The organism is Streptomyces sp. DF42 (assembly GCF_058267695.1).
Genome location: NZ_CM177859.1, coordinates 1,347,277 through 1,374,023, shown reverse-complemented (window position 1 = coordinate 1,374,023; position 26,747 = coordinate 1,347,277). Strand labels below are relative to the sequence as shown.

Sequence of the window (26,747 nt, the reverse complement as noted above, 5' to 3'; positions counted from 1 at the left end):
GCGGTGCCCGTTCGCCCCCGCCTCGCTTGCCCCGCCCAGTGGGAGCGGGAGGATCCCAAGGGTCCTCTGTCCCTCCGGCATCGAGGCGTGGCTGGTGACCCGGTATGACGATGCGCGCGATGTCCTCGGCGACCGCGATCGCTTCAGCAGCAAATGCGGTACGGGTGCCTATGTGCTGACGCATACTCCCCCCGATGCACCAGTGCAGGACGGCGAGTTCGTCCGGATGGACGGTTCGCCGCACCGGCGCCTTCGCGGGTTGATCAGTCCTGAGCTGTCTGCGGCTTTCGTGGAGCAACTGCGGCCTGGGGTGCGGCGGATCGTCGACGAGCAGGTGGACGCACTGGCTGGCATGGCATCACCTGTGGAGCTGAGCGCGCAGTTCGCCGCGCCGGTCACGGCGTCTGTCATCGCCCTGGCGTTCGACCTGCCTCGGGAACTGCACACCACGGTGTCCGAATCCGCAGCGGCGTTCAACGCCGATGTGGCCGCTGAGCAGATGATCGCGGCCCAGATGCCGCTGTTCGAGTACCTGTACGGTCTTGTGCTCGATCCCGGCACCGCGTCCGGCGATGGCCCGCTGAGCCGGATGATCGCACGCTCCCACCAGGACCCCGAACCGTTCACCCCCGCCGAGCTGGTGGCCACCGCCGTCATCTCGATCGTCGCGGGTCTGGAAGGGACCGCCACCGCCATCAGCAACGCATTGCTCGCCTTGTTCCTGCATCCGGAGTCGGCCGCAGCCCTGCGAGCCGCCCCTGATTCCCTACCGGATGCCGTCGAGGAACTGCTGCGCTATACGGGTGTGAACTCCGGCCTGCTGCGGGTCGCCACGAAGGGCACCGAGATCGCCGGACAACCTGTCTCCGAGGGCGACTACGTACTCGTCGTCCCGCACGCGACCGGTTGGGATCCGTTCCGCTTTGCCGAGCCTGACGCGCTGGACCTGACACGGCGGCCAAACCGGCACCTGGCCTTCGGCCACGGACCCCATGCCTGCTACGGACAGCACCTGGCGCGCTTGATACTCCAGACCGTGCTGAGCGTCATACTGGAGCGCATACCGACCCTCCGCCTGGCCGTGCCCGTCGACCAGATCGCCTTCACCACCCGGGCCACGACGCGCGGCCCGGTGGCTCTGCCTGTTGCCTGGGACTCTGTAAACGACCGGTCCCCGAGTCACAGCGGATAGCACACCCCGGTCAGGCGCTCCGATTCCTCCCAGAGCAGTCGTCCGACCCGGGCATGGCGGGCCCAGGGGGCCCGCCATGCCGACGTGGACGTTCCGCGGGAGACAACTCGGGGGCCGATGTAGGCGTCCGGCGCGACCCCGGGTGTGCAGGCAGCTTGCAGTACTGGCAAGGCGCCGACCTCCGGCGAAGCGGCTACGAAGCGGTTGCCGAGCGTCGGCATCCGGTCGATGAGGGAGGTTCCATCCGGCCCCACGGCCTTGGCCTGCAGTTCTGTCGCCGCCAGGAGATCGTCGCCAAGGGCTACCGCGGTCACTACCAGCGGGTCAAGATGGCCATCGCGCCGCTGCGTCGCGGCCTGCCCGCCGCCGAGGCGCTCGGGCGGCTGCTCGAGCACTGCCCGGACTGGACCGAACTCACGATCTGGTGCGTCAGTTCGCCGCGATGCTCGACGCCCAGGACGCAGCCCCGCTGGCGGACTGGCTCGAACAACCTGCAACCTCCGGGCTGCCCGCTCTGGCCAGCCTGGGCAAAGTCATTCGCGAGGACCGGCACGCGGTCGTGCAGGGCATCACCATGCCGTTCAACTCCGGCGTCAACGAAGGCCGCATCACCGATCTGAAGCTCCAGAAACGGATCATGGCCGGGCGCGCGGGAGTCCCGCTGCTCCGTCACCGGGTGATCCTCATGGCTCACCTCCGTCGCCACTAGGCGGTGCACGCCTTCCCGCCCGATGCGCGGCCTTTCGGACGCGTGTGACGGGCCGTGAGTGAATCCTTCGGACGGTTTACCGGGCCGGCACCACCGGGCCCGGCAGACCGGGTGACCGGGTCGTCGTCGGGGCATGGACGAGGAAGTACGCGTACTCGAAGTCCACGCGGCCGCCGGTCAGTTGCTTCTTCTCGGTACTGCGGCGGATCAGCATCTGGTGGGCGAAGCCGTCGGCCGGCATCTCACCCTCGCGGCCATGGCCGCCGGGCTCCCCGTCCTGCCGTCCTGAGTGCCTGAACGAACGAACCAGGGCAATTTCTTTCTGAGCTACGTCTGTTACGTTTGCCCACGTGCAGCTGGAACGTCAATTTCTGCTTTCTGCCGCGACCGACGCCACGGGTCTCACTGACTTCGGCGAGGCCGGCTGGTCGGAGGGGCTCGACCGACTACTCGGCGCGCTCGACGAGGAGGCCGGGCTCAGCGATCTCGGCCGGATGATCGCCGCGCACGAGATCGGCACCCTTCTGGGCAACCGGCTGCGGATCGTGGACTGGCGCTCGCGCGTCCCGGAGACGGCCCTGCATGAAGTGAAGGCCCCGCTCGTGATCGCGGGCCTGCCCCGTACCGGCACCACGATCCTCCATGACCCGCTCGCCCAGGACCGTGAGTCGCACCGGGCGCCGTTGACCTGGGAAGGTCGCCTCGGTGAGCGGCCTGGTCACCTACCTGCGCGTGGCGGTGAGCGAGGGCCGGACGCCCGCGGAGACCGCCGCCGAGTACGTCGAGCCGCTGCTGGACGCCCTCGCCCGGGCCGAACGGGCCCGCAGCGACGGTCTGCTGGCGCCGCATCAGGTCATCGACATCCGCTACCTGGACTTCGTCACCGATCCGCTGCGGGCAATCCGGGGGATCTACGACGGCTGGGCGCCGAGCTCTGCCCGGCCGCGGAGCAGGCGATGCGCGAGTTCCTCGCGGCCCACCCCGCGGACACCGGCCCCCAGTACAGCTTCGCGGAGACCGGTCTGGACCCGGGCGCCCTGCGGGAGCGGGTCCGGGGCTACCAGGAGCGGTTCGGCGTGGCGGACGAACCGCTCGTCTGACCGGCGCATCCCGGCCCCAGGCCCATGATCCGCGCGGGCATCCGTGTCATGCCTGCAACCAGCACCGAAACGACGCGACGGCGGCCCGGCACCGTCGTATGGAGGGCACCATGACCGAGCCCCAGACGGCCGCACTGATGGAACCGCCCGCGCTGGGGGGTGGGATGCCTCTGCTGGGACACACCGTGGCGTTCGCCCAGGACCCGGTCGCCCTGCTCGTCGAGGGCCACAAGCGGCTGGGCGAGGTCTTCACGATCCGCATCGCCGGACGGAAGTTCATCGTCCTGAGCGGCCCCGCCGCGACCGACGCCGTCTTCCGTGCCTCCGACGAGACCGTGGGTCGCCGCCGGGCTTACCGGTCGATGACGCCCGTCTTGGGCGAGGGCATGCTGTTCGACGCATCCCCGGAGCAGTTCGATGAGCAGATCGCGCTGATCCTGCCGGCCCTGCGCGGGGGCGCGGTGGAGAAGTACGGCCCGGTGATGCAGCGGGAGCTCGAGCACTACCTCTCCGGTTGGGGCGAGCGGGGGCGTATCGACCTGGTCGAGGCGATGAGCGAGCTCTCGGTCAACATCGCCGCCGAGTGCCTGATCGGCGCGGAGTTCCGCCGCCGGGTCGGCTCCGACCTGGTACGGCTGTTCCGCGACCTGAAGTCGGCGGGCCGGGCCTCCTGGCTGATCCACCCCTACCTCCCGCTCCCGGCCTTCCGCCGCCGCGACCGGGCGCGCCGGGAGCTGATCGAGCTGATCTTGGACGCGGCCCGGTCCATCAAGCACGACGGCCCGGAGGCCGGACGTTTCGTCAGCACCCTGATGTCCTCCCGACTGCCGGACGGCTCGCCGGTGCCGGAGGAGGTCGCCGCCTCCCTGCTGCTGGCGATCATCGTGGCGGGCGAGCACAACACGGCGGCACTGGCCTCCTGGACCGGCACCCTGCTGCTCCAGAACCCCGAGTGGTTGGCCGCCGTCCGCCGCGAGCAGGAGGAACTCGCCGGCGCCGCCGACGGTCCCTGGCCCGTCCACCGGGACCTGCGCCGGATGGAGACGCTGCGCCGGTGCATGGTCGAGGCGGAGCGCTTGCACCCGCCGACGACCGTGCTGCTGCGCGACGCGGAGCAGGAGTTCAGCTACGGCGGCTACCGGATCGCCCGCGGCAGCAGGGTGATGGTGTCGCCCACCGCATCGCACCGCCTGCCGGACGTCTTCACCGAGCCGGAACGCTACGACCCCGACCGCTTCTCGCCCGAACGCGCCGAGCACCGCGGGACGCCCCAGCCGATGCTCGCCTTCGGCGGCGGCCGCCACCGGTGCACCGGGATGGCCTTCGCCTACCAGGAGATCCAGATCATCTGGAGCTGCCTACTGCGCTCCTACGACCTCGAACTCGTGGACCGTGCGCCGCGCCCGGACTACTCCGCGGTCACCGCCGTGCCGCGCAGCCCCTGTCAGATCCGCTACACCCGCCGGAGCGGCCCGCAGGCGCAGCAGGGCCAGGAGCCGTGACACCCGAGGAGACCCCCGCACCGCCGCACTTCCCCAGCGGCATCCCGCTGCGCCGGGAGACCTTCGTCAACTGGTCCGGGCAGGTCGCCGCCGAGGGGCTGTGGACGTGCGCGCCCGCCACCCCCTCCGACGTCGTCACGCTCGCCAACTGGGCCCACGCCAACGGCGGGCGGCTGCGCCCGCGCGGCGGCGGCTACAGCTGGTCGCCGCTGGTGGCGCCCCCGGGCCGTCGGGGGTTCGACCTGACCACCGTGCCGATCACCCCCAACTGCAGCGCCTTCTACGCCGACATGGAGCAGTGGATCAGGTCCCACTTCACCGGTGCCTACGCGTTCGCGCGCCCCGAGTGGCCCAAGGAATGGGCCGCCACTTCCGCCGGGGCATGGACCGACCGCACGGCGATCCGCGGCGCGATCCCCCCTCCTACCGGGCCGGGCAGCCGCGCGACGACAACTGGGACACGGCCGTCGCCACCCTCCGCGCCCTCGACCCCGCCGACGTCTTAGGCAGCGACTTCTTGGACGAACTCATGGCCTGAGCAGACGACACGCCCCGGCCAGCACGACCCGTACCGGCCTACCCCACCCCGGCCCGCGCCGGCCGTTGAAAGGCAGTCACATTCAGCACGAATCCAGGCCCGGGCTCTCCCGCCGGACCCTCCTCGGCGCGGCTGCGGCCGGTGCCGTCCTCAGCGGGGCGGAGTGGACGCCCGCCTTCACCGTCACCGCGGCCCAGGCCGCCACCGCGCCGCCACCGGACTTCCCCGCCGGCATCAGCGCCTACCAGCAGGCATGGACCAACTGGTCCGGCGAGATCCGCCTCAGCCCGCTGTGGACCTGCGCGCCCGCGACCCCCGAGGACGTCGTCACCCTCGCCAACTGGGCGCACGCACACGGCTGGCGGCTGCGCGCCCGCGGCGCGGGCCACGGCTGGTCGCCGTTGCTCGCGGCGGACGGGGCCACCGGCGACATCCTCATCGTCGACACCACCCGGCACCTGACCGCGATCAGCGTCACCAGCGGATCCCCCGCCTCCGTCACCGCGCAGTCCGGCGCCACCATGCTTTGCCTGCTCAGCGAGATCGAGGCGGCCGGCTACGGTCTCACCAACGTCCCCGCTCCCGGAGACGTCACCCTCGGCGGGGTGCTCGCCATCGGCGGCCACGGCACCTCCGTACCCGCCGAGGGAGAGCAGCTGCCGGCCGGACACACCTATGGGTCCGTCAGCAATCTCGTCGTCACGCTCACCGCCGTCGTCTGGGACTCCGCCGCCGGCGCCTACGTGCTCAAGACCTTCGAGCGCAGCGACCCGGACATCGGCGCCTTCCTCGTCAACCTCGGCCGCGCCTTCGTCACCGAAGCCACTCTCCGGGTCGGGCCGAACACCCGGCTGCGCTGCCGAAGCAGCTTCAGCACCCCGGCCGACACCCTGTTCGCGCCCCCGGCGAGCGCGGGTGACGACTCGTTCGGAGCGCTGGTGAAGCGCACCGGACGGGTGGAGACGATCTGGTTCCCCTTCACCGCGTCCCCCTGGCTCAAGGTCTGGAGCGTCGCCCCGACCAGGCCGCCGCTGTCCAGGGAGGTCGACAGCCCCTTCAACTACGCCTTCGCCGACTCGGTCAGCCCGCAGATGTCGCGGTTCATCTCGGCCATCGTGCGCGGCAACGTCTCGCTCACCCCCGCCTTCGAGACCTTCGAGATCGGCGTCTGCGGCTTGGGATCGATCGCCACAGCCACCCGGGACATCTGGGGCTGGGCGAAGAACACCCAGCTGTACGTGCGCCCTACCACCCTGCGGGTCACCGCCAACGGGTACGCCGTGCTGTGCGCGCGCTCCGACGTCCAACGGGTCGTCAGTGAGTTCTACGGCTACCTCAAGACCGCGCTGGCCGACTACCGCAAGGCCGGGCAGTACCCCATGAACGGCCCCTGGGAGGTCCGCGTCACCGGCCTCGACGAGCCGGCGGACTGCGGCGTCCCTGGAGCGGTACCCCCGCTGCTCAGCGCGGTGCGGACCCGTCCGGACCGGCCCTCGTGGGACACCGCGGTCTGGATGGACGTGCTCGCCCTCCCCGGCACCCCGCAGTCCCAGAGGTTCTTTCGCGAGACCGAGCAGTGGGTGCTGTCGAACTATACCGGCGACTACGCCGCGGTCCGCGCCGAATGGTCTAAGGGCTGGGGCTACTCCGGCACCGCCGCCTGGTCCGACCCCGCGATGCTCACCGGCACCGTCCCCGCCTCCTACCGGGAGGGGCAGCCCGCGGGCAGTACCTGGGACACCGCGCGGGAGACTCTCGACCGCTACGACCCGGCCCGAATCTACTCCTCCGCCCTGCTGGACACGCTCCTGCCCTGACCGCCGACCGCGGCGCCGCGCGGACGCAGCACGACTACCGGCACCGGGCGGCGGGTCTTCTCGGCGAGGTCGTCGTACCGGCCGCGGTTGGCCGCGTTGACGAGGGCCCACAGCCGCGGGTAGTCGGGATGCTCGGGGGTGACGGCGTGTGCGGTGACGGCGGTGCGAACGCGGGCGACCTGGATCTCCGCCTCTGGCTGGGCGCGCAGGTTGTGAAGCCAGTCCGGGGAGTGGTCGGCGCCGTAGTTGGAGGCGACGACGAGCCACGCGGCACCGTCCCGCGCGTAGACCAGGACGGTGCTACGCGGTATTCCCGAGCGACGGCCGACGGTGCGCAGCAGAAGGCAGGGCACGCCGACGAGACGGTGGCCAAGCCGGCCACCGGTGCGCTCGTATAGCCGGCGGTGCAGCCCGAGCAGGCGTCGACCGGCCGGCACGCGCCGCCTGCCGCCCCGGTCAGCGTTTCTCACCATGGTGGGACTCCTCGACGTCCGACGACGGCCGGAAGCCCTGCACAGGTCCGGCCATTGATCAACAGTATTCTGGCCATTCGAACGCCCGGGCCTCACAGCCCATCGGCCGACCACAGGAGGAGCCGGAGCGTGGCAGCCTGGACAGCGGACGACATCCCGGACCAGAACGGACGCGTCGCACTCGTCACCGGGGCCAACAGCGGCCTCGGCTACTGTACGGCGCGCGAACTCGCCCTGCGCGGAGCAAAGGTGCTGCTCGCCTGCCGCAGCCCCGAGCGCGGGGCGGAGGCGGTCCGCCGCCTGCGCGCACAGCAGCCGGGCGCGGACGTCGAGTACCGGCCGCTGGATCTGGCCGATCTGGCCTCCGTACGGGCGCTCGCCGCGGAACTGGACACGGAGCGTCTCGACCTGCTAGTCAACAACGCCGGGGTCGGCGGAGTGCCGTTCGGCAGGACGGCCGACGGATTCGAGACCCACCTGGGCACCAACCATCTGGGCCACTTCGCCCTGACCGGCCTGCTGCTGCCCCGACTGCTGGCCACGCCCGGATCCCGCGTCGTCACCGTCTCCAGCGTGATGCACTTCGCGGCCCGCTGCGCGCCGGACGACCTCCAGCGCCGGCCCCGCCGCTACCAGCGCTGGCTGGCCTACGGCCGCTCCAAGACCGCGAACCTGCTCTTCACCCACGAACTGGCACGCCGGCTGTCAGCGGCAGGCGCCCCCACCACCGCCGTAGCCGCCCATCCGGGCTACGCGAACACCGGCCTCCAGCGCAACGCCGTCGGGCCAGGCGGCCCCGACCTCATCGACAGACTCCTCGTGCTGGGTAACCGCTTCGTCGCCCAACCCCCGGAGACCGGCGCCCTCCCCACGCTCTACGCCGCCACCCACCGAGCAGTCCGCCAAGCCGCCTACATCGGCCCCGCCTCCCTCACACCCGGCCCCCCGACCTCCGCCCGCCGCGCCCCCTGGACCCGCGACGCCCGCCAGGCAGCAGCCCTGTGGGAGGCATCGGAACGCCTGACGGGCGTGACGGCCGCGATCTGAGAGGGCGTTCGAACCCGGGCCGCCTCTGCCAATTCAGGCATTCGATCTTCATCCTCCCGGGTGACGTGCGGAGGATGGGGCCGGTTCTTGTCTGAGCGTGGATGTGGAAGGCCGAGATCGACAGGGGATCGTCGCCTGAGCCCTGCAGCGTCGGCTTGTTTGGTGCGGCGGAAGGTCAGGGTCAGATCGATGCCCTCGATCTCGCCGAGCCACTGCTCTTCCCCGCGCGCTTGCGGCGGAGGAGGAGGTCCTTCACTAGATCGGCGAGCCGGGGCAGCATCTTGGGGTTGACAAAGGGCTGCGCACACTGCGCAAGAGCGGGATTCACGATCACCTGACCGACCGAGATCACCAACAGGGTCGCGGCATTGGGCCTAGGCCGGACATGAACCTCAGCTGACCCGCTTCACCCTCTGTACGGGAGGGCCTGCACGGCAAGCTGTGCGGGCCCTCCCGTGTCATCCCTTGCTTTGCGGACGCACTCGCCCTAGGGGGGTGTATCCCGCCTCCCAGGTGGGAGCCAAGTGGGAGATGATCATGGCGTGGTCGTGCCCGGCCGGGCGCCGGCGTCGATCTGGTCCTGCCGCACCCACTTGCGCAGCGTTTCGGTCGTGCCGATGCCCAGCTTCTGGGCGACCGCTTTCATCGCGGTCCACTCGGTGTGGAACTCCGGCCGCACCTCGGCGACCATGCGCACCGCACGACGGCGCAACTCAAGCGGGTACTGGGAAGGACGCGCCATAACTCGATCCTCTCAAACGATCGAATCCCTACCGAACCCGGAACGGTTCACCGCAGCCGCTCCGCCCGTCTTGCACTGTGCAGGAGCGAGACACTCGACAGGGTCCGGGGCGCAATGCGGGCAGGACTGAGGCGGGGCGGGCTGGTTTGACCCGTGGCGCCCGTCGCCACGGTGGTGGGCGCCACCCTGCTGGGGAGCATGGGTGGTACCAGAATGAGCAACAGGACGGCCCTCAACGAATGGTGGAGGTGCCAAGCCTCTGCGAGTCAACTTAACGTGTACTGCGGAAATCCATCAGTGGATGGATGACAAGAGTCAAGGCGACTGAAAAAATCAAGCCAGAGTTTGCACGGATCAAACACTCCTGTCGCCGGGGAACCACAGTGCTCTGGTGGGGGTGAGTCACTGGTCCTTTCGAATGGTTCGTTCCTGCTGAATCGCAGGGTCGATGCCATTTTGCAACAGACCCGGGGGAGTGACTTGCGAATCAACATATTGGGCCCAGTTTCCGTCGTCATGGATGGGCAGATACAGACCATTCGAGCCAACAAGGTGCGAGCCATGCTCGCCACCCTTGCGCTGGAAGCCGGCCGGGCCGTATCCAATGAAGATCTCGTGGACGAACTGTGGTCCGAGCATGCGATCGGCAATACCCGAAACGCACTACAGGCGAACGCGACCCGACTACGTAGGGCGATCGACCCAGCTGCGCGCCGTGGTGGCACCTCTGTACTGCGTGCCGTGAACAACGGCTACCTCCTCGAGGTGCCACGGGAATACCTCGATGGCAATAGGTTCCTCGAACTGGCCGCGCAGGGAGCTGCTCACCTGCAGTCGAGGCCAGAACACTCTTTGGAACTCCTGCAATCGGCCCTGGATCTCTGGCACGGTCCCGCGCTGCTCGACGCCGGCGACGGCCTACGCGTTCGGGGCGCGGCGGCGCTGTTCGACGAACGCCGACTGACCGCCTGTGAGGACCTGGTCAGCGCCCTGCTGTCGGTAGGTGACGAGGCACGTGCGATCGCGGAACTGCGTCAACTCGTCGCTCTCTACCCTTTGCGGGAACGATTCTGCGAACTGCTCATGGTCGCCCTCTACCGAACCGGACGACAGGGGGAGGCGCTTGACCTCTTCCGGTGGGCCAGGCGGCGGCTCGATGAAGAACTGGGGATTCAGCCAGGGGTGCTACTGCAGCGCCTGCACGCCGAGATCCTGGCGCAGGACCCGGCTTTGAGGCTGCCCGCTGCAGTCCTGCCAGGCCAGCGCGAACCTGCAGTCGTCACCAGGTAGCGAACGGCTCAGAACATTCATTCCGAGTCTGTGCCGAGTTGCTCGTCAGATCTCCGAGTTCTCTATGTCCCCCTCCTTTCGGCCTGGGCGAGGCTTCGCCCGGGTACCGGGCCGGATAAACATCTAGGAGTGGCCACATCATGACGTCCGATTCGGAATTCCGTCGTGACGAGCGCGTCTTCCTGAAGGAACCCGTGGCCATCGTGGGCCTCGCTGCGCTTTATCCCGGTGCCTGCGACCCCGGCCAGTACTGGGAGTTGCTGAATCAGGAATGCCCGGACGGAATGACCGAGTCCCGCACCCTGGACGAGCTTGACATCGACGTGGCTCGATTCGGAATTCCGCCGGCCCAGGCCGGAGCAATGGCCAGGATGCAGATCCTCATGCTCGAAGCAGCACGTCAGTGCCTGTCGGACGCGGGACATCCTCGGCGCGCACTGCCCATGGACCGTACCGATGTCATCACCGGCACCTGCTTCGGGCTGGATCGTCAGCATGCCAACGCGCTGCGGATCGAGGCCAGTCGCTACGCCCACGAGGTTGAGCTGGCAGCTGTGGCAGGTGGCGTCGACGAGGCGGCGGCGGGAGCGGCGGCCCAGGAACTGCGGTCGTTGGCGGCCCGTCACGCAGGAGCCTCACCGCATGACCGAGTGGGCGAGATGGCGAGCACCATCCCCGCCCGGATCGCCACCGCGTTCAGGTTTCACGGTCGGACCCTCGCGGTCGAGTCGGCGGACGCGACGTCGTTCGTGGCCATCGACCACGCCGTGCACAACCTCCGTCGCAAGGTGTCCGACGCGGTCATCGTCGTGGCGGGACAGCGGTGGGAGAGCCCGTTCGCCACCAGGGCCCTGAACGCCAAAGGATTCGTGGATGGGCTGCATCCCGGCACCCGTGGGCACGAGGCCGACAGGGTCGGCGAGGGAGTGGGTGCCCTGTTGCTCAAGCGAGTCTCCTCCGCCGTCCGGGACGGTGACCGGATCTACGCTGTGATCCTCGACTCCTCCGTGTGCCACGACTCGCGTCCGGGCGCCTTCCGCTACTCGCGGTCCGTCGAGTTGCGCCGCTCGCTCGCGCAGGCGTCCCTGCGCGCGGCCGGGGTGAGCGCCGAGTCGGTGACGTATGCAGAATGCGTGGGCTCGGCCGTCACCGCGGAGGGCGAGGCGGAACTCGAGGCGCTTGCGGGGCTCCACGGGGGCGCCGCTCCCGCGTCCGTGGCGGTCGGCAGTGTGCGGGACCGGCTCGGGAACACGTTTGCCAACGCGGGCGTTGCCGCCGTCACCAAAGTCGCCCTCGCCCTGCACCATCGACGGATCCCTCCCCAGCATCAGCTGGGCGTCGCAGCTGCGAACGACCTCGTCGGGACGCCGCTCCGGCTGCCGCTCAGGAATGAGGAGTGGTGGGGGAGCAATGACTCAGTGCCGCGTAGGGCTGTGGTGCACGGAGCCTCATTCACCGGGACCGTCTGCCATCTCGTCGTCCAGGAGCACGGAGCGCTCGCGGCCGACGGCGAGCCGAATGGGCGGGCCAGCTGTTTCGACTCGTCCGCGGCGGGCCGTGCCAGGGGAACTGTGCGTCGGACCGCGGTCGCGCCGGTCCCTCTGCCGCATCCCGAACCGATCGCGGTGGTGGGTCTCGCCGGTCGTTTCGCCGGTGCGCCCGACGCCGACAGCTTCTGGCAGGTCGTCAGGTCGGGCGAGACCCGAATTGGCCCAGTTCCGGAGTCCGTGCTCGACCGGGATCTGTACTACGCACCGGGCGCGCTCAGTCTCACCCACAGCTACACCGACCAGGGTGGTCATGTCCCGGTGCCGGAGGAAGCGCCTGACGACGTGCGGATCATCCCGTTGCGCTACGCAACCATGGATGGCACGCAGCGCCTTGCGCTGGCCGTAGCAGCCGAGTTGTTCCAGGACCGGGTGGCCCGCCCGGGCGCACGGGGTGCGGTGGGGCGGCTCACAGGTAGAGGACTGGTCGCGATCGGTACCAACCTGGGCCTTTCGCGGGAGCGCCGTACCAATGTGGAGCTTTCCCTGCAGGCTTGGGACGAGGTGGTCGGACGCCTCGCCGCCCTGGAGGGACTGTCATCCCTGCAGAAGAAGGCTCTGCTGGCATCAGTGAGTGAAAGGACGCCGGGGCCGCTGGACGACGGCATGTCACCGCCCTTGCTCGATGGTTGCCTCGCGAGTGGGGCGGCGGCACTCCTCGCCCATGAATACGGGCTGGACGCCGTCCCACTCGGCGTTGAGGCCGCATGTGCCTCGTCTCTCGCGGCCCTCGACATCTGTGTCGGTTCTCTGCGCGAGGGGACGGCGGACTTCGCTGTGACGGGGGGTGTCGAGTTGGCCTGCAACACCCGGGACATGGTGCTCTGTTCGGCGCTCGGGCTGCTGTCGCACAGCAAGAATGCACCCTTCGACCAGGCTGCTGACGGCTTCAGCCCGGGCGACGGCTGCGGCCTCTTCCTGCTCAAGCGATACAGCGACGCCCTCCGTGACAATGACGAAATCGTCGGCCTCATACGCGGCATCGGCGCGTCCAATGATGCGAAGTCGCTCATAGCCCCGGACGTCGAGGGGCAGCTGCTGGCCATGCAGCGAGCCTTCGCCGAGGTGGACTTCGGGCCGTCTGCAGTCGACTACCTGGAAGCCCACGGCACAGGAACCAAGGTCGGGGACCGTGTTGAGATCGCTGCTGCCGCACGGATGTACGGCAGCGAGCGGCGCGCCCGACCTCTGGAGATCGGGTCGGCGAAGTCGTTCTTCGGCCACACGTTCGCAGCCGCCGGCAGCGCCGGGCTGTTGCGCACACTGCTCGCCATGCGGACCGGGACGATGCCCCCCAACGCCAACCTTCGGACACTGAATCCGGCCCTGGACCTCGCCGCCATACCGGCCGCCGTTTCGACCGTGCCGTCGCCGTGGAGCCGCCTGCCAGGGCAGCCGAGGCGCGCTGCCGTGAGTTCCTTCGGCACCGGAGGCATCAATTACCACGTACTCATCGAAGAGCACATGGACGGAGCACGATGAACTTCGAATTCGACGCGGACACCGAGGAGATGCGTGCCATGGTCGTCGCGTTCGCCCAGCGCGAGCTCGCCGGCCCACCCGACGCGGCGCACGCCGCGTTTGATGCCGGTGGCTTCCGGCGGCGCTGGCGGCTCGCGGGTGAACAGGGGCTGGTGGGCGGTGCCGTGCCTGCCGAATACGGCGGCAGCGGCCTCGACGCGATCACGTCGTCAGCCGTCATGGAGGCACTGGGCTACGGCAGCGAGGACGCCGGTTTCGCATTCTCCGTCGCCGCCCATCTGTTCGCCGCGCTGATGCCTATCGTCGAGTTCGGCACGGAGGAGCAGAAGCGGGAGTGGCTGCCCGCACTGTCCTCGGGGGAGCGGATCGCGGCGCACTGCATCACGGAGCCGGAAGCCGGATCCGACGCACTCAACCTTCGGACCCGTGCAGAGCGCAAAGGCGACGAGTACGTGCTCCAGGGCAGCAAGTGCTTCACGACGAACGCGCCCGTTGCCGACGTCTTCGTCGTTCAGGCGGCGACCAGGGCGGACGCCGGCTTCTTCGGCCTCACGGCGTTCGTCGTCGAGGCCGGCACCCCGGGACTCAGCGTCGGACCGATCTATGGCAAGGTCGGCCTGCGCGGCTCGCCCACAGCCGACGTCCACTTCGACGGATGCGTCGTTCCGGCCCGCCAGGTGCTCGGTTCCGAGGGCGCCGGGGCCAGCGTGTTCTCCGCGTCCATGAAGTGGGAACGTGTCTGTCTGTTCGGCATCTATCTGGGCGCGATGCAGCGCGTTCTGGAGTCCACGATCGGATACGCCGGAGAGCGTGAACAGTTCGGTTCTCCCATCGGGGGTTTCCAGGCGGTCAGTCACCGGCTCGTCGACATGACTTTGCGCCTGGAGTCCGCCCGGCTTCTGCTGTACAAGGCTGCCTGGGGCCTGGCTCGGGGCAGCCAGGACGAGATCGCACCGGCCCTCGCGAAACTTGCGGTGAGCGAGGCCGCGGTGCAACTGGGCCTCGATGCCGTCCAGGTGCGTGGCGGCCTCGGGGTCGTCGAAGGCGAGGCCGAGACGTTCCTGCGCGATGCCCTGCCCTCACGCATCTTCTCCGGCACCAGCGAGATTCAGAAGAACAACGTCGCCCGAGCGCTGGGCCTGGGGCACAACCGCGGCCCGCACCGTCGCCGTTGAGGGCAAGCAGCCCGTCATCGGTGCCCGACTGCCCAACCCCTCCGGAGGTTGATCTTGACAATCATTGTTCACCGTATACAACTGCACGATGGCGTCGAACCGGAGCGCTTCGAGAACTGGGTGCGGGACGTCGACTATGCGACTTGTCCCGAGCTACCCAGCCTTCTGGCCTTCGGCGTTCAGCGGGTGGTGGCGACACCGCTCGAACCGTCGGCATCCGGAGCCGGGCCGGTCGGCGTCGACGGACCCCTTCACTACTTCGAGATCATCGAGGTGACCAGCGTTCAGGAGTTCGAGGGGGATATGGAAAGCCCACAGTTCCAGCGACTTGTCGCGGAGTTCGAGCAAATGGCGAAGGTCGTCGACGAAGTGACGGGAGAGCGGATCGGGGACGGGTACCAGACGTAAAGGTTCATGCGGCAGTAAGGTCGAAGTATGTACTGAATCCCTTTCAGTCTGCCCGTTCCGTGGCGCCTGAACTTTGTCCAATGGCGGAGATGAGCCCCGACTCGTAGGCGACAGCCACTGCCTGAGCGCGCGTGCCAACTCCGAGCTTCCGCAGCAAATGGTGCACGTGGGACCTTACCGTCGCTGTGGAGACGGAGAGTTTCTCCGCTATCTCGGCATTGGACTTCCCTTGGGCAAGCAGCATAATCACCTCGGACTCCCGTGGCGTCAGACTGGACACCAGGCTCGCGGAAGGCACTGAGACGACTTGGTCCGGCAGGTGGTGGAGGCTCGGCCTGGCCTCCTCGGGTATGACCATAGCCCCGCCGGCGCTGACCGTCCGTACTACATGGACCAGTTCATCAGCGGAGGTACCCGGAGCCAAGACGGCCTGTACGCCGACGCGAAGGGCCTCGATGGAACGTACCGCGTTCTCCGCCTTCGCGATGAGGATCACTTTGGTGTCGGCGGACAGGGCGGCAAGCTCCCGCTTGTGCTCCAAGGTCAGCGCAGGCGACACGATCACCAGGACGTCTGGCGCCTCCTTCGCGGCGGCTGCGGCGGACTCGGCGCCCGTCGTGTTGCCGACCACGGTGATGTCTGGTTGCTGGTCGAGCAGTGCCCGCACCCCGGCGCCCTGGATCGCATCCTCGCAGCAAACGAGTACGCGAATGCTCACCGACTGCCTCCCCGTAAAGTGGGACCGAGCGGGCGTGTGGGTCGTTCACCGGTGAAGGGTCGGGGTGGGACGTGGACCATCCGTACCCTCATCGAGCGATGACAGGACAGGTCCGTCCGGGTGGATCGGCTGGTGGCTTTCGCATGCGATCGCTTGTGGCGGTGCAAATTTCGTGCCTCCCCCGAGAGGTCGCCTAAGCGCTCTTCTGACACTCGTTGCTGCGTACGGTCACTGAATTATGTCGATCGATTTTCGACCATGCAATATTTTGTATGAGCAACGTAGTGAGGCTAGCACGTGTTGACGCTGTGTTGCCGGACTTGCGGCGACTCCTCCCACCCGGTGGTTGCCTGGTGTGGATGCCTGTCTGAATACGAAGGCCGGAACCGTGCTGAATGGTTGGCGGGTGCGTCGTCGCTCTCTGCCGAAGCCAGCGGTGAGCCGTCACGCTTTGGGTGGCGGCAGCTTCACCGCACTTCGTCTCGGGTGCCGACAATCAGGCCCCCGGAGAGCGTCATACGAGCCGCAGCGTGCGGGACGCGGCGAGCCGGTGAGACGGTGGGAACTCTGCCGACGCACATCCGAGTCGACTCACGAAGAACGCCCGCCCGGGCAGGCCGAGTCGCTTCTCCAACTCGTCCCGGACGTCGTCGTGCTGGAGGATGACGCTCACGGGATGCAGGACCAGCCCGGCGCGGGTGGCCGCAAGCCAGTAGTCGGCCATTGCGGCTCCGCCGCAGACGATGGACGCGGTGCTCGGCGCCTCGTCCGCGAAGCACAGGGCGACGGCGGCAGGAGAACGTCGCACCATGGCGGCGAGCTGCCGGGCGAGGACCCGGTGGTAGCCCACGTGCCGTAGTAACCGCATGGTCGCGGGTGCCAGCGCGATCCGCATGCCGTACTGACGCGGCGGCGCCAGAGGCCCGAAGAGCTGGGGGAGGGTGAATCCGTCCCCGCGTGCCTCGGCGTCGGCCTCGCTGCGGCGTATGAACGAGTGCGTCTCCTGCCAGGCGAGGCGGTGACTGAAGTCGCGCCCGCCGTGCCGAGAGACGAGGTCCGCGACCTCGGCGCGCTCGGCATCCGCGACCACATGACGGACGGTGACCTTCGGGTCGTGTTCCGGTGCCGCCTCGAACAACGACAGATCCGATCGGGGTGTCAACAGTTCCGCGAGCACGGCAGGGTCGATGCTCTCGGGGCGGTAGGGCCCTCTGTTGGTGTGGCGGGCGCGCACGGTTTCGCGCAGCTCGACGAGGCTCCCCATAGGGGTGTGCGCGTGCCGCAGGCGGACCACGCACAGGGGTGCCCACGCATCCGGCCACCTGTCGCCGAAGATCCGGTTGGCGCTCTCGTCCTCCAGGGCCAGGCCTGCTGGAGGCGGGTTGACGAAGCGAACTCGGTCGGCGCGCCAGCCCTGGGTGGCCAGGGCCCGCAGCAGGATCTCTCCAAACGCGCCGCAGCTGATCAGCATTTCGAGTGCGTGCGAGGGAAGCGAGGTGAGCTGCCGTTCGCGGTCCAGGGCCAGGACCAGGTATTCGTCCTCGTCGGGAGCGGCGTGGCCGTACTCGGTGGGGGGCTGCTCGCCATTCTCCCCGAGGAGTGCCGCCGCGGCGTGTCGGGCAACTGCGCCGATCGCCCAACCAACTGCCCAGGGCTGGCAGTTGTGGGACGACGGACTGTATACAGCGATCCGAGCCGCCACCTGGAGCGCGTCCTCGAAGTCCGCCCCACTGTTCGCAGAAGCAGACTGAAACGGGGATGTCGATGTCACTGCCGCTGAGCTCCTATCGCCACACCAACGCCAGGGAGTAGCCGTCGACTTCGCGCGCCCAGCTGTCGAACCGCGTCCCGTCGCTCTCGGGCGCATGCAGCCTGAGGCCCGGTCCCGCACGCCACGAGAAGCGGCCGTCGGGACGCCAGTCGGTCAACTCGACCTCCTGCGGGTCGACGCGCAGACCGAAACCGAAGTGCTTCAGCACTGCCTCCTTGCACGCCCAGCGCAGTGACAGCGGCATGGCGTCCACGCCGACGGACTCCGCGGTCTTCGCCGTACCTGGTGTTTTGGACAACAGTTCGGAGAGCATCGGGGGTATCTGGCGAACGCGTTCGACGTCGATTCCGACTGCGCGCGGTCCGCAGGCGGCAACAGCGAAATCCTCCGAGTGCGACAGGCCGACCTCGACCGGGAAGTCGACCTGCGGCTTGCCGGCGCGCAGGCCGTCGGTGACGGCGCCGACGAGGACGTCGCGCGTGCTTGCTCGCGTGCCGAAATGACGCTGTTGGTAGGCACACACCCCGTGCTTGAGCGCCAGTCGTCCCGCCAGCCACTCCAAGCGTCGTTTGGGCAGAGGCAGTTGTCGCATCTGCTTCGATTCGACATCGTTGAGGTGCCGGGACTCGAGGGTCGCATGAGCTCGGTCGCCGATCCCTCGAAGCCAGGCGATCGACACAACGGCGAGTGTCAGCGGCCCGCGAACGTGGGTGACGTACAAGGGGCGTGCTGGATCGAGAGCCAGGCATTCGTCGAGCTCGGGCACCGCGACGCGGGGCGGCGTGGTCATGTGGCTCACGTCAGCGGTCCACGGGCGGTGGCAGCAGGAACGGATAGGGGCGGCGCAGTACCTTGAAATGCCAGAAACGGTCGGCCTTGCGCAGCCGCTGGATCAGCTCCCACATCCGGGCGTCACTGCGGTAGTAGGCGGCGACTTCCTCGGCCGTGATCGGTTCGGTCAGCCGCCCGTTGGCCTGGTCCAGGAAGGCCGGGATCAGTGAATCGAGCCGCTCCTTGTGGAGATTGCCGAGGAAGTCCAGGAGGACGCCGCGTGTCCTGTAGAACTTGTCGAAGATCGACTTGCTCGTCGTGAGACGGACAGCGTCGCGCAGCACCCAGGGGAGCGAGGTGAAGAAGAGCCGGACGTCGAGCTGCTCACGCCCCCGGTCGTCGCGTATGAGCGGGGTGGTCACATCTAGGTACACCAACTTCCCCCCGATATCGACCCAGTTGGACGCCTGGGCATCGAGTCCGAGCGATGGGGACACTGTTTGGTCCAGATGGTCGAGGAAGCGGGAGAAGAACTCCTTGGCCCATGTCTCGTCCTCGCTGTGCAGGAGCCGGGAGCACAGCCGCCGCTCGGGCAGCTCGCGCTGTACGCAGTACGCCACGATTCGCCCGGCCGGTTGGTGGGTGTGCCACAGCTCGGTGTCCGCGACGTTCAGCCCGCTGTCGGTGAGGCGCCGTAGGTACTTGTCGAGGCCGTGCCGGTAGCCGTCGAACCGCGCGCGGTCGGGGAACACCGGCAGCCGTTTGCAGGCGTAGGCGCCATGAGCGGTCTGCAGCCGGAGGACGAGGGTGACCTCGCCATGGCCCAGAATGTCCAGGCCGCAGTCGTCGGCGCTGCGCAGCGCGCCTTGAACCTGTTTCTCAAGGCGATCGAGTTCGTCGTGGGGAACAGTGAAGGACATGGGCATGGGGCCTTTACGTTTCGGTGTCTGTCCTGGCGCCGATGGTGACTTGGGAGGACCTGGCCGGTGCACGGCGGTGCATCACGATCAGATAGATGGCGGCGGCGAAAAACGCGGCATCGAGAACGAGGATCTGAGGCACGCTGCTGACTAGGATGATCACGAAACAGATCAGCATCACGAGCTGCCCGTAGAGCGCGGCGAGGACCAGTTCGCGGTTCCGGATCAGCACCAGGCCGCTCACGATCATCGCCGCCGCAACGAAGATCGTGACGCCCGTGGGGTACTTGGCGAGCCAGTCGGTGAAGCCTCCGATCACGGCGATGTCGTGGTTCGCGTCGGCGGCGTCGTTCAGACGCTGCTCCACCGACTCGATCTCCGGGAAGAACTTGCCGACGCCCGCGATGATGTAGAGGACGCCGACGATGCGCTGCAGAATCAGGATTCGTTTGGTCATCTGTCGGATTCTTCCGATGTCGCGGCCAGACGGCCGGGGGTGTTTCCGGACAAGATCTGTCGCCACCGCAGGGGGGGGCGGCTCACGCGGCTGTGAGAACCAGAACAGCGTTCTGGCCGCCGAAACCGAACGAGTTGCTCACCGCCACCTCCACACTGCGTCGGCGGGGGGACCCGGCGACCACGTCCAACTCGATGCCGGGGTCCAGGCGTTGGAGATTGGCCGTGGGAGGAACAGTCCCGCGCTCTATGGCGAGCACCGTCAGCGCGGCCTCGATCGCACCGGCCGCCCCCAGCGTGTGGCCGATGACGCCCTTGGCCGACGTAACGGCGGCACCCTCGCCGAGCACCTTGCGCAACGCCCGTGCCTCCGCCGCGTCATTCAGTGGAGTGGACGTACCGTGGGCGTTGACGTGGTCGACCTCGTCGGGCATGACGTCCGCCGCGGCCAGCGCTGTGCGCAGGGCCTGCACGACGCCGGCGCCCTCGGGGTCCGGGGCGGTCATGTGGTGGGCGTCGGCCGACGCCCCATATCCGGCCATCTTCGCGCGGATACGTGCCCCGCGAGCCCGTGCGTCCGCCTCCCGCTCGAGGACCAGCATGCCGCTGCCCTCGGCGATGACGAACCCGTCGCGATCCGCGTCGAACGGGCGCGAAGCGGCGGAGGGTTCGTCGAGCCGTGTCGACAGTGCCCCCATCTGGGCGAAGCCGGTCACCATGAGAGGGCTCACGCCGGCTTCGCCGCCGCCCGCGATCACTACATCGCAACTGCCGTGGCGCAGAAGTTGCAGTGCCGTACCGATCGCGGTAGCCCCGGAGGCGCAGGCCGTCGCGGTGACGAGGTTGGGGCCTGTGGCACGCAGGTCCATGGCCAGGTGGCCGGCGACCATGTTGGGCACCAGCATCGGAATCAGCAGCGCGGACACTGCTTGGGGCCCCTGGTCCAGCATGCGCCGATGCTGCGTCTCCCACGTCGTCACACCGCCTAGCCCGCAGCCCACGACGACACCGACCCGTGCGCCGTCCCACGTCTTCGGGTCCAGGCCGGAGTCGGCGACTGCCTCGCGTGCCGCGGTGATGGACAGCTGAATGAATCGGTCGTGGGTCAGAGAGCTGCGTCGTCCTACGTGTTCACGCGCGGAGAAGCCCGGCACCGTGCAGGAGATGTCCACGGGGGTGCCGGCCAGCTGCGGGTTCCTGGCGGCGGCCGACCTACCGGTGCAAATGCCCTGCCAGGTGGCGTCGGCACCAATGCCGGCGGGCGTGACAAGACCGATGCCGGTGACGGCTGTGGCGGGTGGTGTGTGTGCGGTCATGACGAGGCCGTGGGGGCGGCATGCCGTTCCAGCAGCTCGGCGACCTTGGTGATCGTGTCGCCGGGTGAGGCGGCGTCGTCGTCGATGTGGACGCCGAACTCCGACTGGATCACCAGGAGCAGTTCCACCAGGAACAGCGAGTCCATGTCGAGGTCCTCGAACGCGGTGTCCGGGCCGATCTCGGCGCGGTCCACCTCGAAACGGTCGACGAGAAGGCCGACCAGCCTGCCGTACATCGCACTCATGGGATGCGCCCTACCTTTCGGGTGGCCCGCCTCACGCTTTGCGGGAGCAGGGGCGAACGCGCATTCGCGTGCCGGGTGTTCGTGGTAGCGAGTCTGGGCTTCGGGGCTGACCGCCCGCTGACGGATGGCTGACGGCTCGCTGACCGCGGCGCGCGCACCGAGACGACGCACCGCGTCAGTCATCGGTCAGTGCGCCGTCAGTCATCGGTAAGGGGCCCGGACAAGACTCGGCTCGGACAGCAGTTCTGGATCCGGATTACGGGGGGCTCACGTGGTGGCACGTCATACGGACAGGCCGAAGCCAGCCACCGTCGAAGACCGTGTCCCTCAGGGTGGCTTCCGGTGAACCGGGCCGCGGTCGTGGCAGGCGTCGGCAGTTGTCTGCCGACTCGGGCCGTGTCCAACGACGAGCTGGCCACGCGGCTGGACACCTCCGATGCGTGGATACGATCGCGAACCGGCATCGGGCGGCGCTATTTTGCGGCTCCGGGCACGGCGACGTCGGACCTCGCCGTCGGTGCCGGCGCCAAGGCCCTGAAGTGCTCGGGCCTGGCCAACGTCGATGCCGTGATCGTGGCCACGACCACGCCGGACCGCCCCTGTCCGGCGACCGCTCCGGTCGTGGCCGCACGCCTGGGAATGACGGGGACGGCCGCCTATGACGTGTCCGCCGTCTGTACGGGCTTCGTGTACGGGTTGGCGACCGCGGCCGGCCTGATCCTCGCGGACGTGGCCGACCGAGTTCTGGTGATCGGCGCGGAGACCTTCTCGACTTTGCTCGATCCGGACGACCGGTCCACGTCCGTGATCTTCGGAGACGGAGCCGGTGCAGTGGTCCTGCGCTCCGGCAGCCGCACCGAACCCGGCGCACTCGGGCCGTTCGACCTGGGGAGCGACGGCGAGGGAGAGGCCCTCATCACGGTGCCCGCGGGCGGTTCGCGTCAGCGGCTTTCCGGGGCGGGGCCGCGTCCCGGTGATGAGTACTTCGCCATGTCGGGCAAGGAGGTGTTCCGGCATGCGGTACTTCGCATGACCGGGTCAGCGAAGGCGGTGCTTGCCCGAGCGGGCTGGCAGGCCGGGGATGTCGACCATCTGGTCAGCCACCAGGCCAACCTCCGGATCACCCACCACGTCGCGGAGGGGATCGGGCTTCCCAGGGAGCGCTGCTTCAACAACATCGCCGAGGTGGGAAACACGGCGGCCGCGTCGATACCCCTTGCGCTGGACCAGGCGCACACCGTTGGGGTGATCCAACCGTCGCAGCGGGTGCTGCTCACAGCGTTCGGCGGCGGGCTGACATGGGGGTCAACCGTGTTGACCTGGCCGCAGCTGGATCGGCCATGACCGGCTGAATCCGCCGCGCGACCGAGAACGAGAGAGCAGGAGCTCAGTCAATGAGTGCGATGTACGGCAGGCTGGTCGGCCTTCTCGTCGACCGTTTCGAGGTGGACCGCGCCGAGATCGGCCCGGACACCACGTTCGAGGACCTCGACATGGACTCGCTGTTCCTGGTGGAACTGCTCCTGGTGATCCAGTCGGAGTTCGGCGTCCACATCGACGACGACGCCGCCTCACCCGGCGACACGATCACCAAGGTCGCCGAGCTGCTGGAACGGCATGCCGCCTCCACGGCCTCGTCATGACCGCACACACACCACCCGCCACACCCACGGCCGTCGACCCGTAGCAACCCGGGAAAGCGCCGCTGGACACACAGCCGAGGACGACCATGAGCACCCAGCAGTCAATCATCGACCACATCGCCGAGGTCTGGCTCGACGGGGACGCCGACGGGCTCGACGCGCACGTCCCCCTCGCCGAACTCAACATCATCGACTCCGCGGAGATCTTCGCCCTCGTGCACTACCTGCAGGACCGCTTCCGGATCACCGTTCCGCTGCAGGAGGTCTCCCCAGCGAACTTCCGGACCGTCGACACGATTACGTCACTCGTCGAACGGCTCCAATCGGAAAGGGAGAGTGTCCGATGACGAACGCCACGGGGGACCGGCAGCGTGGGGGAGACGTCCACGGACAGATCGTGGACATCATCGCCTCGCGCACGCTGTACGACGAGTCCTACCTCCTGCCCGACAGCCACTTCGAGGCGGATCTCGGGATCGACTCGGTGATCCTCGAATCCATCCTGGTGTCGGTCAACGAGCACTTCGCCCTGCGTACACCACTGGCCCCCGGACCCGCGACGATCCGTGAGCTCGTCGACGCGGTCGACGAGGCAATGGCCGGCGGGAGCCGTCCGGCGGAGTTCCACGCCGACGGACCCGAGTACGGGGACACGGTGCTGGAGACGGTCATCTCAGCGGCCCAGCGGCACACCCAGTACCAGCGACATCAGCTGGCCCTCGACGCCGATTTCGAGAGCGAGCTCGGCATCGACTCCGTCGTCCTGGCGTCGATCGTCGCCGATGCCGCGCGCGAACTCGGCCTCAGTGACGGCTTGTCGGATTCGGTCGCCGCGACGTCCCTGCGGGTTCTGGCCGCCGAGCTGAGCTCCGCCCGGACGGGCACGGGGTCTGCCGACCGGGTTCTGCCCGTTGCCTCGTCCTCGTCCTTCAGGCCGGAGGTTGGCGCCGGGCTCGGCGAGGACGACGCGGAGTGGGACGACCGTTCCATGAAGGACTTCGTGGAGGAGCGCAGCGGCGACCTGTTCGCCAAGGCTCGCAGCTTCGGAAAATACCTGCGGCGGCGCGAGGCCGAACAGCTCTACTGGTACGGAATGCCCCTGCAGTCCCAGTGCGGCAACCGGGCCGTCATCTTCGACGAACTGGTCGGCCGCGAACGGGAATTCCTCATGTTCGCCTCCAACAACTACCTCGGTCTGGCCAACCACCCCAAGGTGATCGACGCGGTCTGCGACGCCACCCGCACATACGGAGCGACCCACACCGGCTCCCGCTTCATCGGTGGCACCAACGTTCTCCACAAAGAGCTTGAACGCCGGCTCGCGGCCTTCAAGCAGCGCCCGGCCTGCATCGTCTATCCCGGTGGCTACGCCGCGAACCTGGGTGCGATCTCCGCGCTCGTCAAGGGCTACGACACCCTCGTGGTCGACCGGCTCAACCACATGAGCATTGTCGACGGTGCCCGCCTCTCGGGAGGCATCCGCAAGATCTACCAGCACAACGACATGGCGGACCTGGAGCGGATCCTCAAGCGCGCCGACGACCGGTCGTCCGGGGGGCGGCTGATCGTAGCCGACGGCGTGTTCAGCATGCACGGCGACATCTGTGACCTGCCCGAGATCGTCCGTCTGGCCAAGGAGTACGACGCCAGGATCATGATCGACGACGCCCACGCCACCGGCGTCCTGGGTGAGCGAGGCTCCGGCACGACCGAGCACTTCGGCCTCAAGGGCGAGGTCGATCTCGAACTCGGCACGATGAGCAAGGCACTGGCGGGTATGGGCGGCTTCGTCGTCGGCGAGGAGGAGGTCGTCGAGTACCTCCGCTTCTACTCGAACTCGTATGTGTTCGCCGCAAACATCCCGGCCGGGGTGGCCGCAGGGCTGATCGCGTCGATCGACGTCATCGAGTCGGAGCCCGAGCGGATCACGCGTCTGTGGTCCAACATCCGTTTGCTGCATGGCCAGTTGGCAGACGCGGGATTCGAGCTGGAGAACACGCAGAGCGCCATCCTGCCCATCGTCATAGGCGATGAGCGCAAGGCCATGGAGATGGGACGCGCGGTGCGCGCCCGCGGGCTCTACTGCCAGACCGTGGTCTTCCCCGGAGTACCGCTCGGCGACGCCCGGCTACGCGTCAGCGTCACCTCGGAGCACACGCGGGAGGACCTGGAGAACGCGGCGGGGATCTTCGTGGAGGCGGCCCGCGAAGTCGGTGTGCTGCCCTCGGCGGCGTGAGGCAACGGTGACGGGAGCAGGCATGACGCAGACGATGAGCGAATCCGACGTGGCACTGATCCGGTTGCCGCAGTCCCTCACCGCGGAGCAGGCGGCCCGTCCGGCCCTCGTGGGACTGCGGACCGTGACCTACGGCGAGCTGGAGGCGAGCGTCGCCTCCGTGGCCTCCGGCCTGCTCGGCATCGGCGCAGTGGTCGGAGACCGCGTGGCGATCTGGATGGACAAGCAGCCGCGCTACGCCGAGGCCATCCTCGGCACCCTGCAGGCGGGATGCGCCTACGTTCCCCTCGACGGCGGCCAGCCGGCGAGCCGGGTCCACGCCGTCCTCGCCGACTGCGAACCGGTGGCCCTCTTCACCGACAGCCACCATCTGGAGCTGTTGGCCGGCCTGGAACTGCCCAGCTCGATCAGGACGATCGTGGTCTCCGACGGAACAGCCCACGAACCACGGCGGACCTTCCCCACGGCGGGCCCCGGCCGGGCCCCCGTGGAGGGCTGGGAAGGGTTCGCGGCCGGCGCGGCGCGGCACATCGTGTTCCTCCCCGCGCTGGACCGCGACGACCTTGCCTCGATCCTCTACACCTCGGGATCGACGGGCACGCCCAAGGGCGTCCGCATCACCTACCGGAACCTGGCGAACTTCATCCGGTGGGCCCGTACCGAGCTGCTCGTGGGCCCGGACGACGTCTTCGCCAACCACGCCTCGTTCAACTTCGACCTGTCCACCTTCGACCTCTTCACCGCGCTCTCGGTCGGCGCTCGGGTCTGGATCGTCGCCGACGACCGGACGCGAGATGCCGGCGCGCTCGCCGAGGGCATCCGCGTGCACGGTGTCACCGTGTGGTACTCCGTGCCGTCGGTGTTGCACCTGCTCACCGCGTCCGGAGCGCTCACTCCAGAGAACGCACGCAACCTGCGCTACGTCCTGTTCGCCGGCGAGGTGTTCCCGATCAAGCAGCTCAGAGGGCTGGCGGCGCTGCTGCCAACAGGGACGGAGCTCTACAACCTGTATGGCCCCACGGAGACCAACGTCTGCACCTACCACCGTGTCCGCCCCGAGGATCTGACACGCGACGAGCCTGTGCCGATCGGCCGGCCGGTCACGGGCGCCACGTTGTTCGTTGTCGACGAGGACGAGCGGGAACTCACCGGGCCGGACGCGTTCGGCGAGTTGGTCGTCGAGGGCGACTGCGTCACTCCCGGCTACTGGCGGCGGGATGCAGAGCCTGCGTCCGTCGGCCACTGCAAGGGGCGCCACGCCACCGGTGACCTCGTCAGTTACGAACACGACGAGCTCGTCTACCGGGGCCGTAAGGACCGCATGGTCAAAATCTCCGGCTATCGCGTCGAACTGGGAGAGATCGAGGCCGCTGTGCTCCGGCACCCCGACATCGGCTCCGCTGCCGTCGTCGTCGACACGCAGCGCACCGATCGGCGAATCTCCCTCTACTACACGCTCCGAAGCGGCGGAAGCGGCCCAGGCCTCATCGAGATCAAGCGGCACTGCGCGCGGTATCTGCCCCGCTACATGGTCCCGCAGGCGGCGATCCGGCTCGACGAGTTGCCGCGTAACGCCAACGGCAAGACGGACTACCGCCGGCTGTGCGGAACGGCCGGGACTGCGCGGGCCATGCCCGGAAAGTGACGGA

Annotated in this window: 26 protein-coding genes and 1 pseudogene; 16 read left to right on the top strand and 11 right to left on the bottom strand. The window is 68.5% G+C overall.

What is annotated here, in order from left to right:
* The first annotated feature begins 94 nt into the window (after positions 1-94).
* Positions 95-1,192 carry a cytochrome P450 gene (locus ACYUED_RS06355; RefSeq protein ID WP_491291336.1) on the top strand — a complete coding sequence of 366 codons (1,098 nt, stop codon included), beginning with the start codon at positions 95-97 and terminating at the stop codon, positions 1,190-1,192.
* Here ACYUED_RS06355 and ACYUED_RS06350 read toward each other — a convergent pair.
* Complete coding sequence (locus tag ACYUED_RS06350) at positions 1,180-1,587, bottom strand: hypothetical protein (RefSeq protein ID WP_491291335.1); 408 nt, start codon at positions 1,585-1,587, stop codon at positions 1,180-1,182. The genes ACYUED_RS06355 and ACYUED_RS06350 overlap by 13 nt on opposite strands.
* A 47-nt stretch (positions 1,588-1,634) precedes the next feature.
* Between ACYUED_RS06350 and ACYUED_RS06345 the strand changes: the two genes are divergently transcribed.
* Complete coding sequence (locus ACYUED_RS06345; RefSeq protein ID WP_491291334.1) at positions 1,635-1,901, top strand: hypothetical protein; 267 nt, start codon at positions 1,635-1,637, stop codon at positions 1,899-1,901.
* 76 nt (positions 1,902-1,977) lie between these two features.
* Here the strand turns inward: ACYUED_RS06345 and ACYUED_RS06340 are convergent, their stop codons facing one another.
* Positions 1,978-2,142, bottom strand: a complete 165-nt coding sequence (locus tag ACYUED_RS06340) for a hypothetical protein (RefSeq protein ID WP_491291333.1) — start codon at positions 2,140-2,142, stop codon at positions 1,978-1,980.
* Between the two features lie 109 nt (positions 2,143-2,251).
* Between ACYUED_RS06340 and ACYUED_RS06335 the strand changes: the two genes are divergently transcribed.
* The 4 genes from ACYUED_RS06335 (at position 2,252) to ACYUED_RS06320 (ending at position 6,858) form a co-directional block, all read left to right on the top strand.
* On the top strand, positions 2,252-3,001 hold the full coding sequence (locus ACYUED_RS06335) for a hypothetical protein (RefSeq protein WP_491291332.1): 750 nt from the start codon (positions 2,252-2,254) through the stop codon (positions 2,999-3,001).
* 110 nt (positions 3,002-3,111) lie between these two features.
* On the top strand, positions 3,112-4,503 hold the full coding sequence (locus ACYUED_RS06330; RefSeq protein WP_491291331.1) for a cytochrome P450: 1,392 nt from the start codon (positions 3,112-3,114) through the stop codon (positions 4,501-4,503).
* The gene (locus ACYUED_RS06325) at positions 4,500-5,009 is read left to right on the top strand and encodes a cholesterol oxidase substrate-binding domain-containing protein (RefSeq protein ID WP_491291330.1); all 510 of its coding nucleotides are present in this window, start codon (positions 4,500-4,502) and stop codon (positions 5,007-5,009) included. Before ACYUED_RS06330 ends, ACYUED_RS06325 begins: the two co-directional genes overlap by 4 nt.
* A gap of 97 nt (positions 5,010-5,106) precedes the next feature.
* Entirely contained in the window at positions 5,107-6,858 is a 1,752-nt protein-coding gene (locus tag ACYUED_RS06320; protein ID WP_491291329.1) for a cholesterol oxidase substrate-binding domain-containing protein, read from the top strand.
* Here the strand turns inward: ACYUED_RS06320 and ACYUED_RS06315 are convergent.
* Positions 6,822-7,331, bottom strand: coding sequence for a nitroreductase/quinone reductase family protein (locus tag ACYUED_RS06315; protein WP_491291328.1), 510 nt, complete (start codon positions 7,329-7,331; stop codon positions 6,822-6,824). The two genes, ACYUED_RS06320 and ACYUED_RS06315, sit on opposite strands and share 37 nt — an antisense overlap.
* Positions 7,332-7,460: 129 nt before the next feature.
* Between ACYUED_RS06315 and ACYUED_RS06310 the strand changes: the two genes are divergently transcribed.
* Positions 7,461-8,378 (top strand): oxidoreductase, encoded by a 918-nt coding sequence (locus tag ACYUED_RS06310; protein ID WP_491291327.1) that lies wholly within the window; start codon positions 7,461-7,463, stop codon positions 8,376-8,378.
* Positions 8,379-8,919: 541 nt separating this feature from the next.
* Here the strand turns inward: ACYUED_RS06310 and ACYUED_RS06305 are convergent.
* A pseudogene (locus ACYUED_RS06305) lies at positions 8,920-9,120 on the bottom strand (transposase); the annotation flags it as partial.
* A 561-nt stretch (positions 9,121-9,681) separates the two neighbouring features.
* Here ACYUED_RS06305 and ACYUED_RS06300 point away from each other — a divergent pair.
* The 4 genes from ACYUED_RS06300 to ACYUED_RS06285 all read left to right on the top strand — a co-directional run bounded on the left by ACYUED_RS06300 (position 9,682) and on the right by ACYUED_RS06285 (position 15,022).
* Positions 9,682-10,410, top strand: a complete 729-nt coding sequence (locus ACYUED_RS06300) for an AfsR/SARP family transcriptional regulator (RefSeq protein WP_491291326.1) — start codon at positions 9,682-9,684, stop codon at positions 10,408-10,410.
* Between the two features lie 140 nt (positions 10,411-10,550).
* Positions 10,551-13,439 (top strand): beta-ketoacyl [acyl carrier protein] synthase domain-containing protein, encoded by a 2,889-nt coding sequence (locus tag ACYUED_RS06295; protein ID WP_491291325.1) that lies wholly within the window; start codon positions 10,551-10,553, stop codon positions 13,437-13,439.
* The gene (gene redW / locus ACYUED_RS06290; RefSeq protein ID WP_491291324.1) at positions 13,436-14,614 is read left to right on the top strand and encodes an L-prolyl-[peptidyl-carrier protein] dehydrogenase; all 1,179 of its coding nucleotides are present in this window, start codon (positions 13,436-13,438) and stop codon (positions 14,612-14,614) included. Before ACYUED_RS06295 ends, redW begins: the two co-directional genes overlap by 4 nt.
* 54 nt (positions 14,615-14,668) lie before the next feature.
* Positions 14,669-15,022 carry a RedY protein gene (locus tag ACYUED_RS06285; protein ID WP_491291323.1) on the top strand — a complete coding sequence of 118 codons (354 nt, stop codon included), beginning with the start codon at positions 14,669-14,671 and terminating at the stop codon, positions 15,020-15,022.
* A 43-nt stretch (positions 15,023-15,065) separates the two neighbouring features.
* Here the strand turns inward: ACYUED_RS06285 and ACYUED_RS06280 are convergent, their stop codons facing one another.
* The 7 genes from ACYUED_RS06280 to ACYUED_RS06250 form a co-directional block, all read right to left on the bottom strand.
* Positions 15,066-15,740 carry a helix-turn-helix transcriptional regulator gene (locus ACYUED_RS06280; protein WP_491291322.1) on the bottom strand — a complete coding sequence of 225 codons (675 nt, stop codon included), beginning with the start codon at positions 15,738-15,740 and terminating at the stop codon, positions 15,066-15,068.
* A 514-nt stretch (positions 15,741-16,254) separates the two neighbouring features.
* On the bottom strand, positions 16,255-17,442 hold the full coding sequence (locus tag ACYUED_RS06275; protein ID WP_491291321.1) for a RedV protein: 1,188 nt from the start codon (positions 17,440-17,442) through the stop codon (positions 16,255-16,257).
* 82 nt (positions 17,443-17,524) lie between these two features.
* Positions 17,525-18,301 (bottom strand): 4'-phosphopantetheinyl transferase family protein, encoded by a 777-nt coding sequence (locus ACYUED_RS06270; RefSeq protein ID WP_491291320.1) that lies wholly within the window; start codon positions 18,299-18,301, stop codon positions 17,525-17,527.
* A gap of 10 nt (positions 18,302-18,311) precedes the next feature.
* Positions 18,312-19,202, bottom strand: a complete 891-nt coding sequence (locus ACYUED_RS06265; RefSeq protein ID WP_491291319.1) for a DUF6206 family protein — start codon at positions 19,200-19,202, stop codon at positions 18,312-18,314.
* A gap of 13 nt (positions 19,203-19,215) precedes the next feature.
* A complete protein-coding gene (locus ACYUED_RS06260; RefSeq protein ID WP_491291318.1) occupies positions 19,216-19,659 on the bottom strand; it encodes a DUF6041 domain-containing protein in 444 nt (147 codons plus the stop codon).
* Positions 19,660-19,741: 82 nt separating this feature from the next.
* A complete protein-coding gene (locus ACYUED_RS06255; RefSeq protein ID WP_491291317.1) occupies positions 19,742-20,974 on the bottom strand; it encodes a beta-ketoacyl-[acyl-carrier-protein] synthase family protein in 1,233 nt (410 codons plus the stop codon).
* Entirely contained in the window at positions 20,971-21,219 is a 249-nt protein-coding gene (locus tag ACYUED_RS06250) for an acyl carrier protein (protein ID WP_491291316.1), read from the bottom strand. Before ACYUED_RS06250 ends, ACYUED_RS06255 begins: the two co-directional genes overlap by 4 nt.
* A gap of 342 nt (positions 21,220-21,561) precedes the next feature.
* Here ACYUED_RS06250 and ACYUED_RS06245 point away from each other — a divergent pair, with 342 nt between their 5' ends.
* The 5 genes from ACYUED_RS06245 to ACYUED_RS06225 all read left to right on the top strand — a co-directional run bounded on the left by ACYUED_RS06245 (position 21,562) and on the right by ACYUED_RS06225 (position 26,743).
* Positions 21,562-22,563, top strand: coding sequence for a beta-ketoacyl-ACP synthase III (locus tag ACYUED_RS06245; protein WP_491291315.1), 1,002 nt, complete (start codon positions 21,562-21,564; stop codon positions 22,561-22,563).
* A 50-nt stretch (positions 22,564-22,613) separates the two neighbouring features.
* The gene (locus ACYUED_RS06240) at positions 22,614-22,862 is read left to right on the top strand and encodes an acyl carrier protein (RefSeq protein WP_491291314.1); all 249 of its coding nucleotides are present in this window, start codon (positions 22,614-22,616) and stop codon (positions 22,860-22,862) included.
* A gap of 86 nt (positions 22,863-22,948) precedes the next feature.
* On the top strand, positions 22,949-23,209 hold the full coding sequence (locus ACYUED_RS06235) for an acyl carrier protein (protein ID WP_491291313.1): 261 nt from the start codon (positions 22,949-22,951) through the stop codon (positions 23,207-23,209).
* Positions 23,206-25,098: an aminotransferase class I/II-fold pyridoxal phosphate-dependent enzyme gene (locus ACYUED_RS06230; protein ID WP_491291312.1), complete on the top strand. Its 1,893-nt coding sequence runs from the start codon at positions 23,206-23,208 to the stop codon at positions 25,096-25,098. The genes ACYUED_RS06235 and ACYUED_RS06230 overlap by 4 nt, the downstream gene beginning before the upstream one ends.
* 22 nt (positions 25,099-25,120) lie before the next feature.
* Complete coding sequence (locus ACYUED_RS06225; protein WP_491291311.1) at positions 25,121-26,743, top strand: D-alanine--poly(phosphoribitol) ligase; 1,623 nt, start codon at positions 25,121-25,123, stop codon at positions 26,741-26,743.
* Positions 26,744-26,747 lie beyond the last annotated feature (4 nt).

Excerpts from the sequence above, each read along its gene's own strand:
- ACYUED_RS06345 (WP_491291334.1), top strand. The coding sequence starts at position 1,635 with ATGCTCGACGCCCAGGACGCAGCCCCGCTGGCGGACTGGCTCGAACAA.
- ACYUED_RS06340 (WP_491291333.1), bottom strand. The coding sequence starts at position 2,142 with ATGCCGGCCGACGGCTTCGCCCACCAGATGCTGATCCGCCGCAGTACC.
- ACYUED_RS06330 (WP_491291331.1), top strand. The coding sequence starts at position 3,112 with ATGACCGAGCCCCAGACGGCCGCACTGATGGAACCGCCCGCGCTGGGG.
- ACYUED_RS06315 (WP_491291328.1), bottom strand. The coding sequence starts at position 7,331 with ATGGTGAGAAACGCTGACCGGGGCGGCAGGCGGCGCGTGCCGGCCGGT.
- ACYUED_RS06300 (WP_491291326.1), top strand. The coding sequence starts at position 9,682 with ATGCTCGCCACCCTTGCGCTGGAAGCCGGCCGGGCCGTATCCAATGAA.
- ACYUED_RS06295 (WP_491291325.1), top strand. The coding sequence starts at position 10,551 with ATGACGTCCGATTCGGAATTCCGTCGTGACGAGCGCGTCTTCCTGAAG.
- redW (WP_491291324.1), top strand. The coding sequence starts at position 13,436 with ATGAACTTCGAATTCGACGCGGACACCGAGGAGATGCGTGCCATGGTC.
- ACYUED_RS06270 (WP_491291320.1), bottom strand. The coding sequence starts at position 18,301 with ATGACCACGCCGCCCCGCGTCGCGGTGCCCGAGCTCGACGAATGCCTG.
- ACYUED_RS06265 (WP_491291319.1), bottom strand. The coding sequence starts at position 19,202 with ATGTCCTTCACTGTTCCCCACGACGAACTCGATCGCCTTGAGAAACAG.
- ACYUED_RS06260 (WP_491291318.1), bottom strand. The coding sequence starts at position 19,659 with ATGACCAAACGAATCCTGATTCTGCAGCGCATCGTCGGCGTCCTCTAC.
- ACYUED_RS06255 (WP_491291317.1), bottom strand. The coding sequence starts at position 20,974 with ATGACCGCACACACACCACCCGCCACAGCCGTCACCGGCATCGGTCTT.
- ACYUED_RS06250 (WP_491291316.1), bottom strand. The coding sequence starts at position 21,219 with ATGAGTGCGATGTACGGCAGGCTGGTCGGCCTTCTCGTCGACCGTTTC.
- ACYUED_RS06240 (WP_491291314.1), top strand. The coding sequence starts at position 22,614 with ATGAGTGCGATGTACGGCAGGCTGGTCGGCCTTCTCGTCGACCGTTTC.
- ACYUED_RS06235 (WP_491291313.1), top strand. The coding sequence starts at position 22,949 with ATGAGCACCCAGCAGTCAATCATCGACCACATCGCCGAGGTCTGGCTC.
- ACYUED_RS06230 (WP_491291312.1), top strand. The coding sequence starts at position 23,206 with ATGACGAACGCCACGGGGGACCGGCAGCGTGGGGGAGACGTCCACGGA.
- ACYUED_RS06225 (WP_491291311.1), top strand. The coding sequence starts at position 25,121 with ATGACGCAGACGATGAGCGAATCCGACGTGGCACTGATCCGGTTGCCG.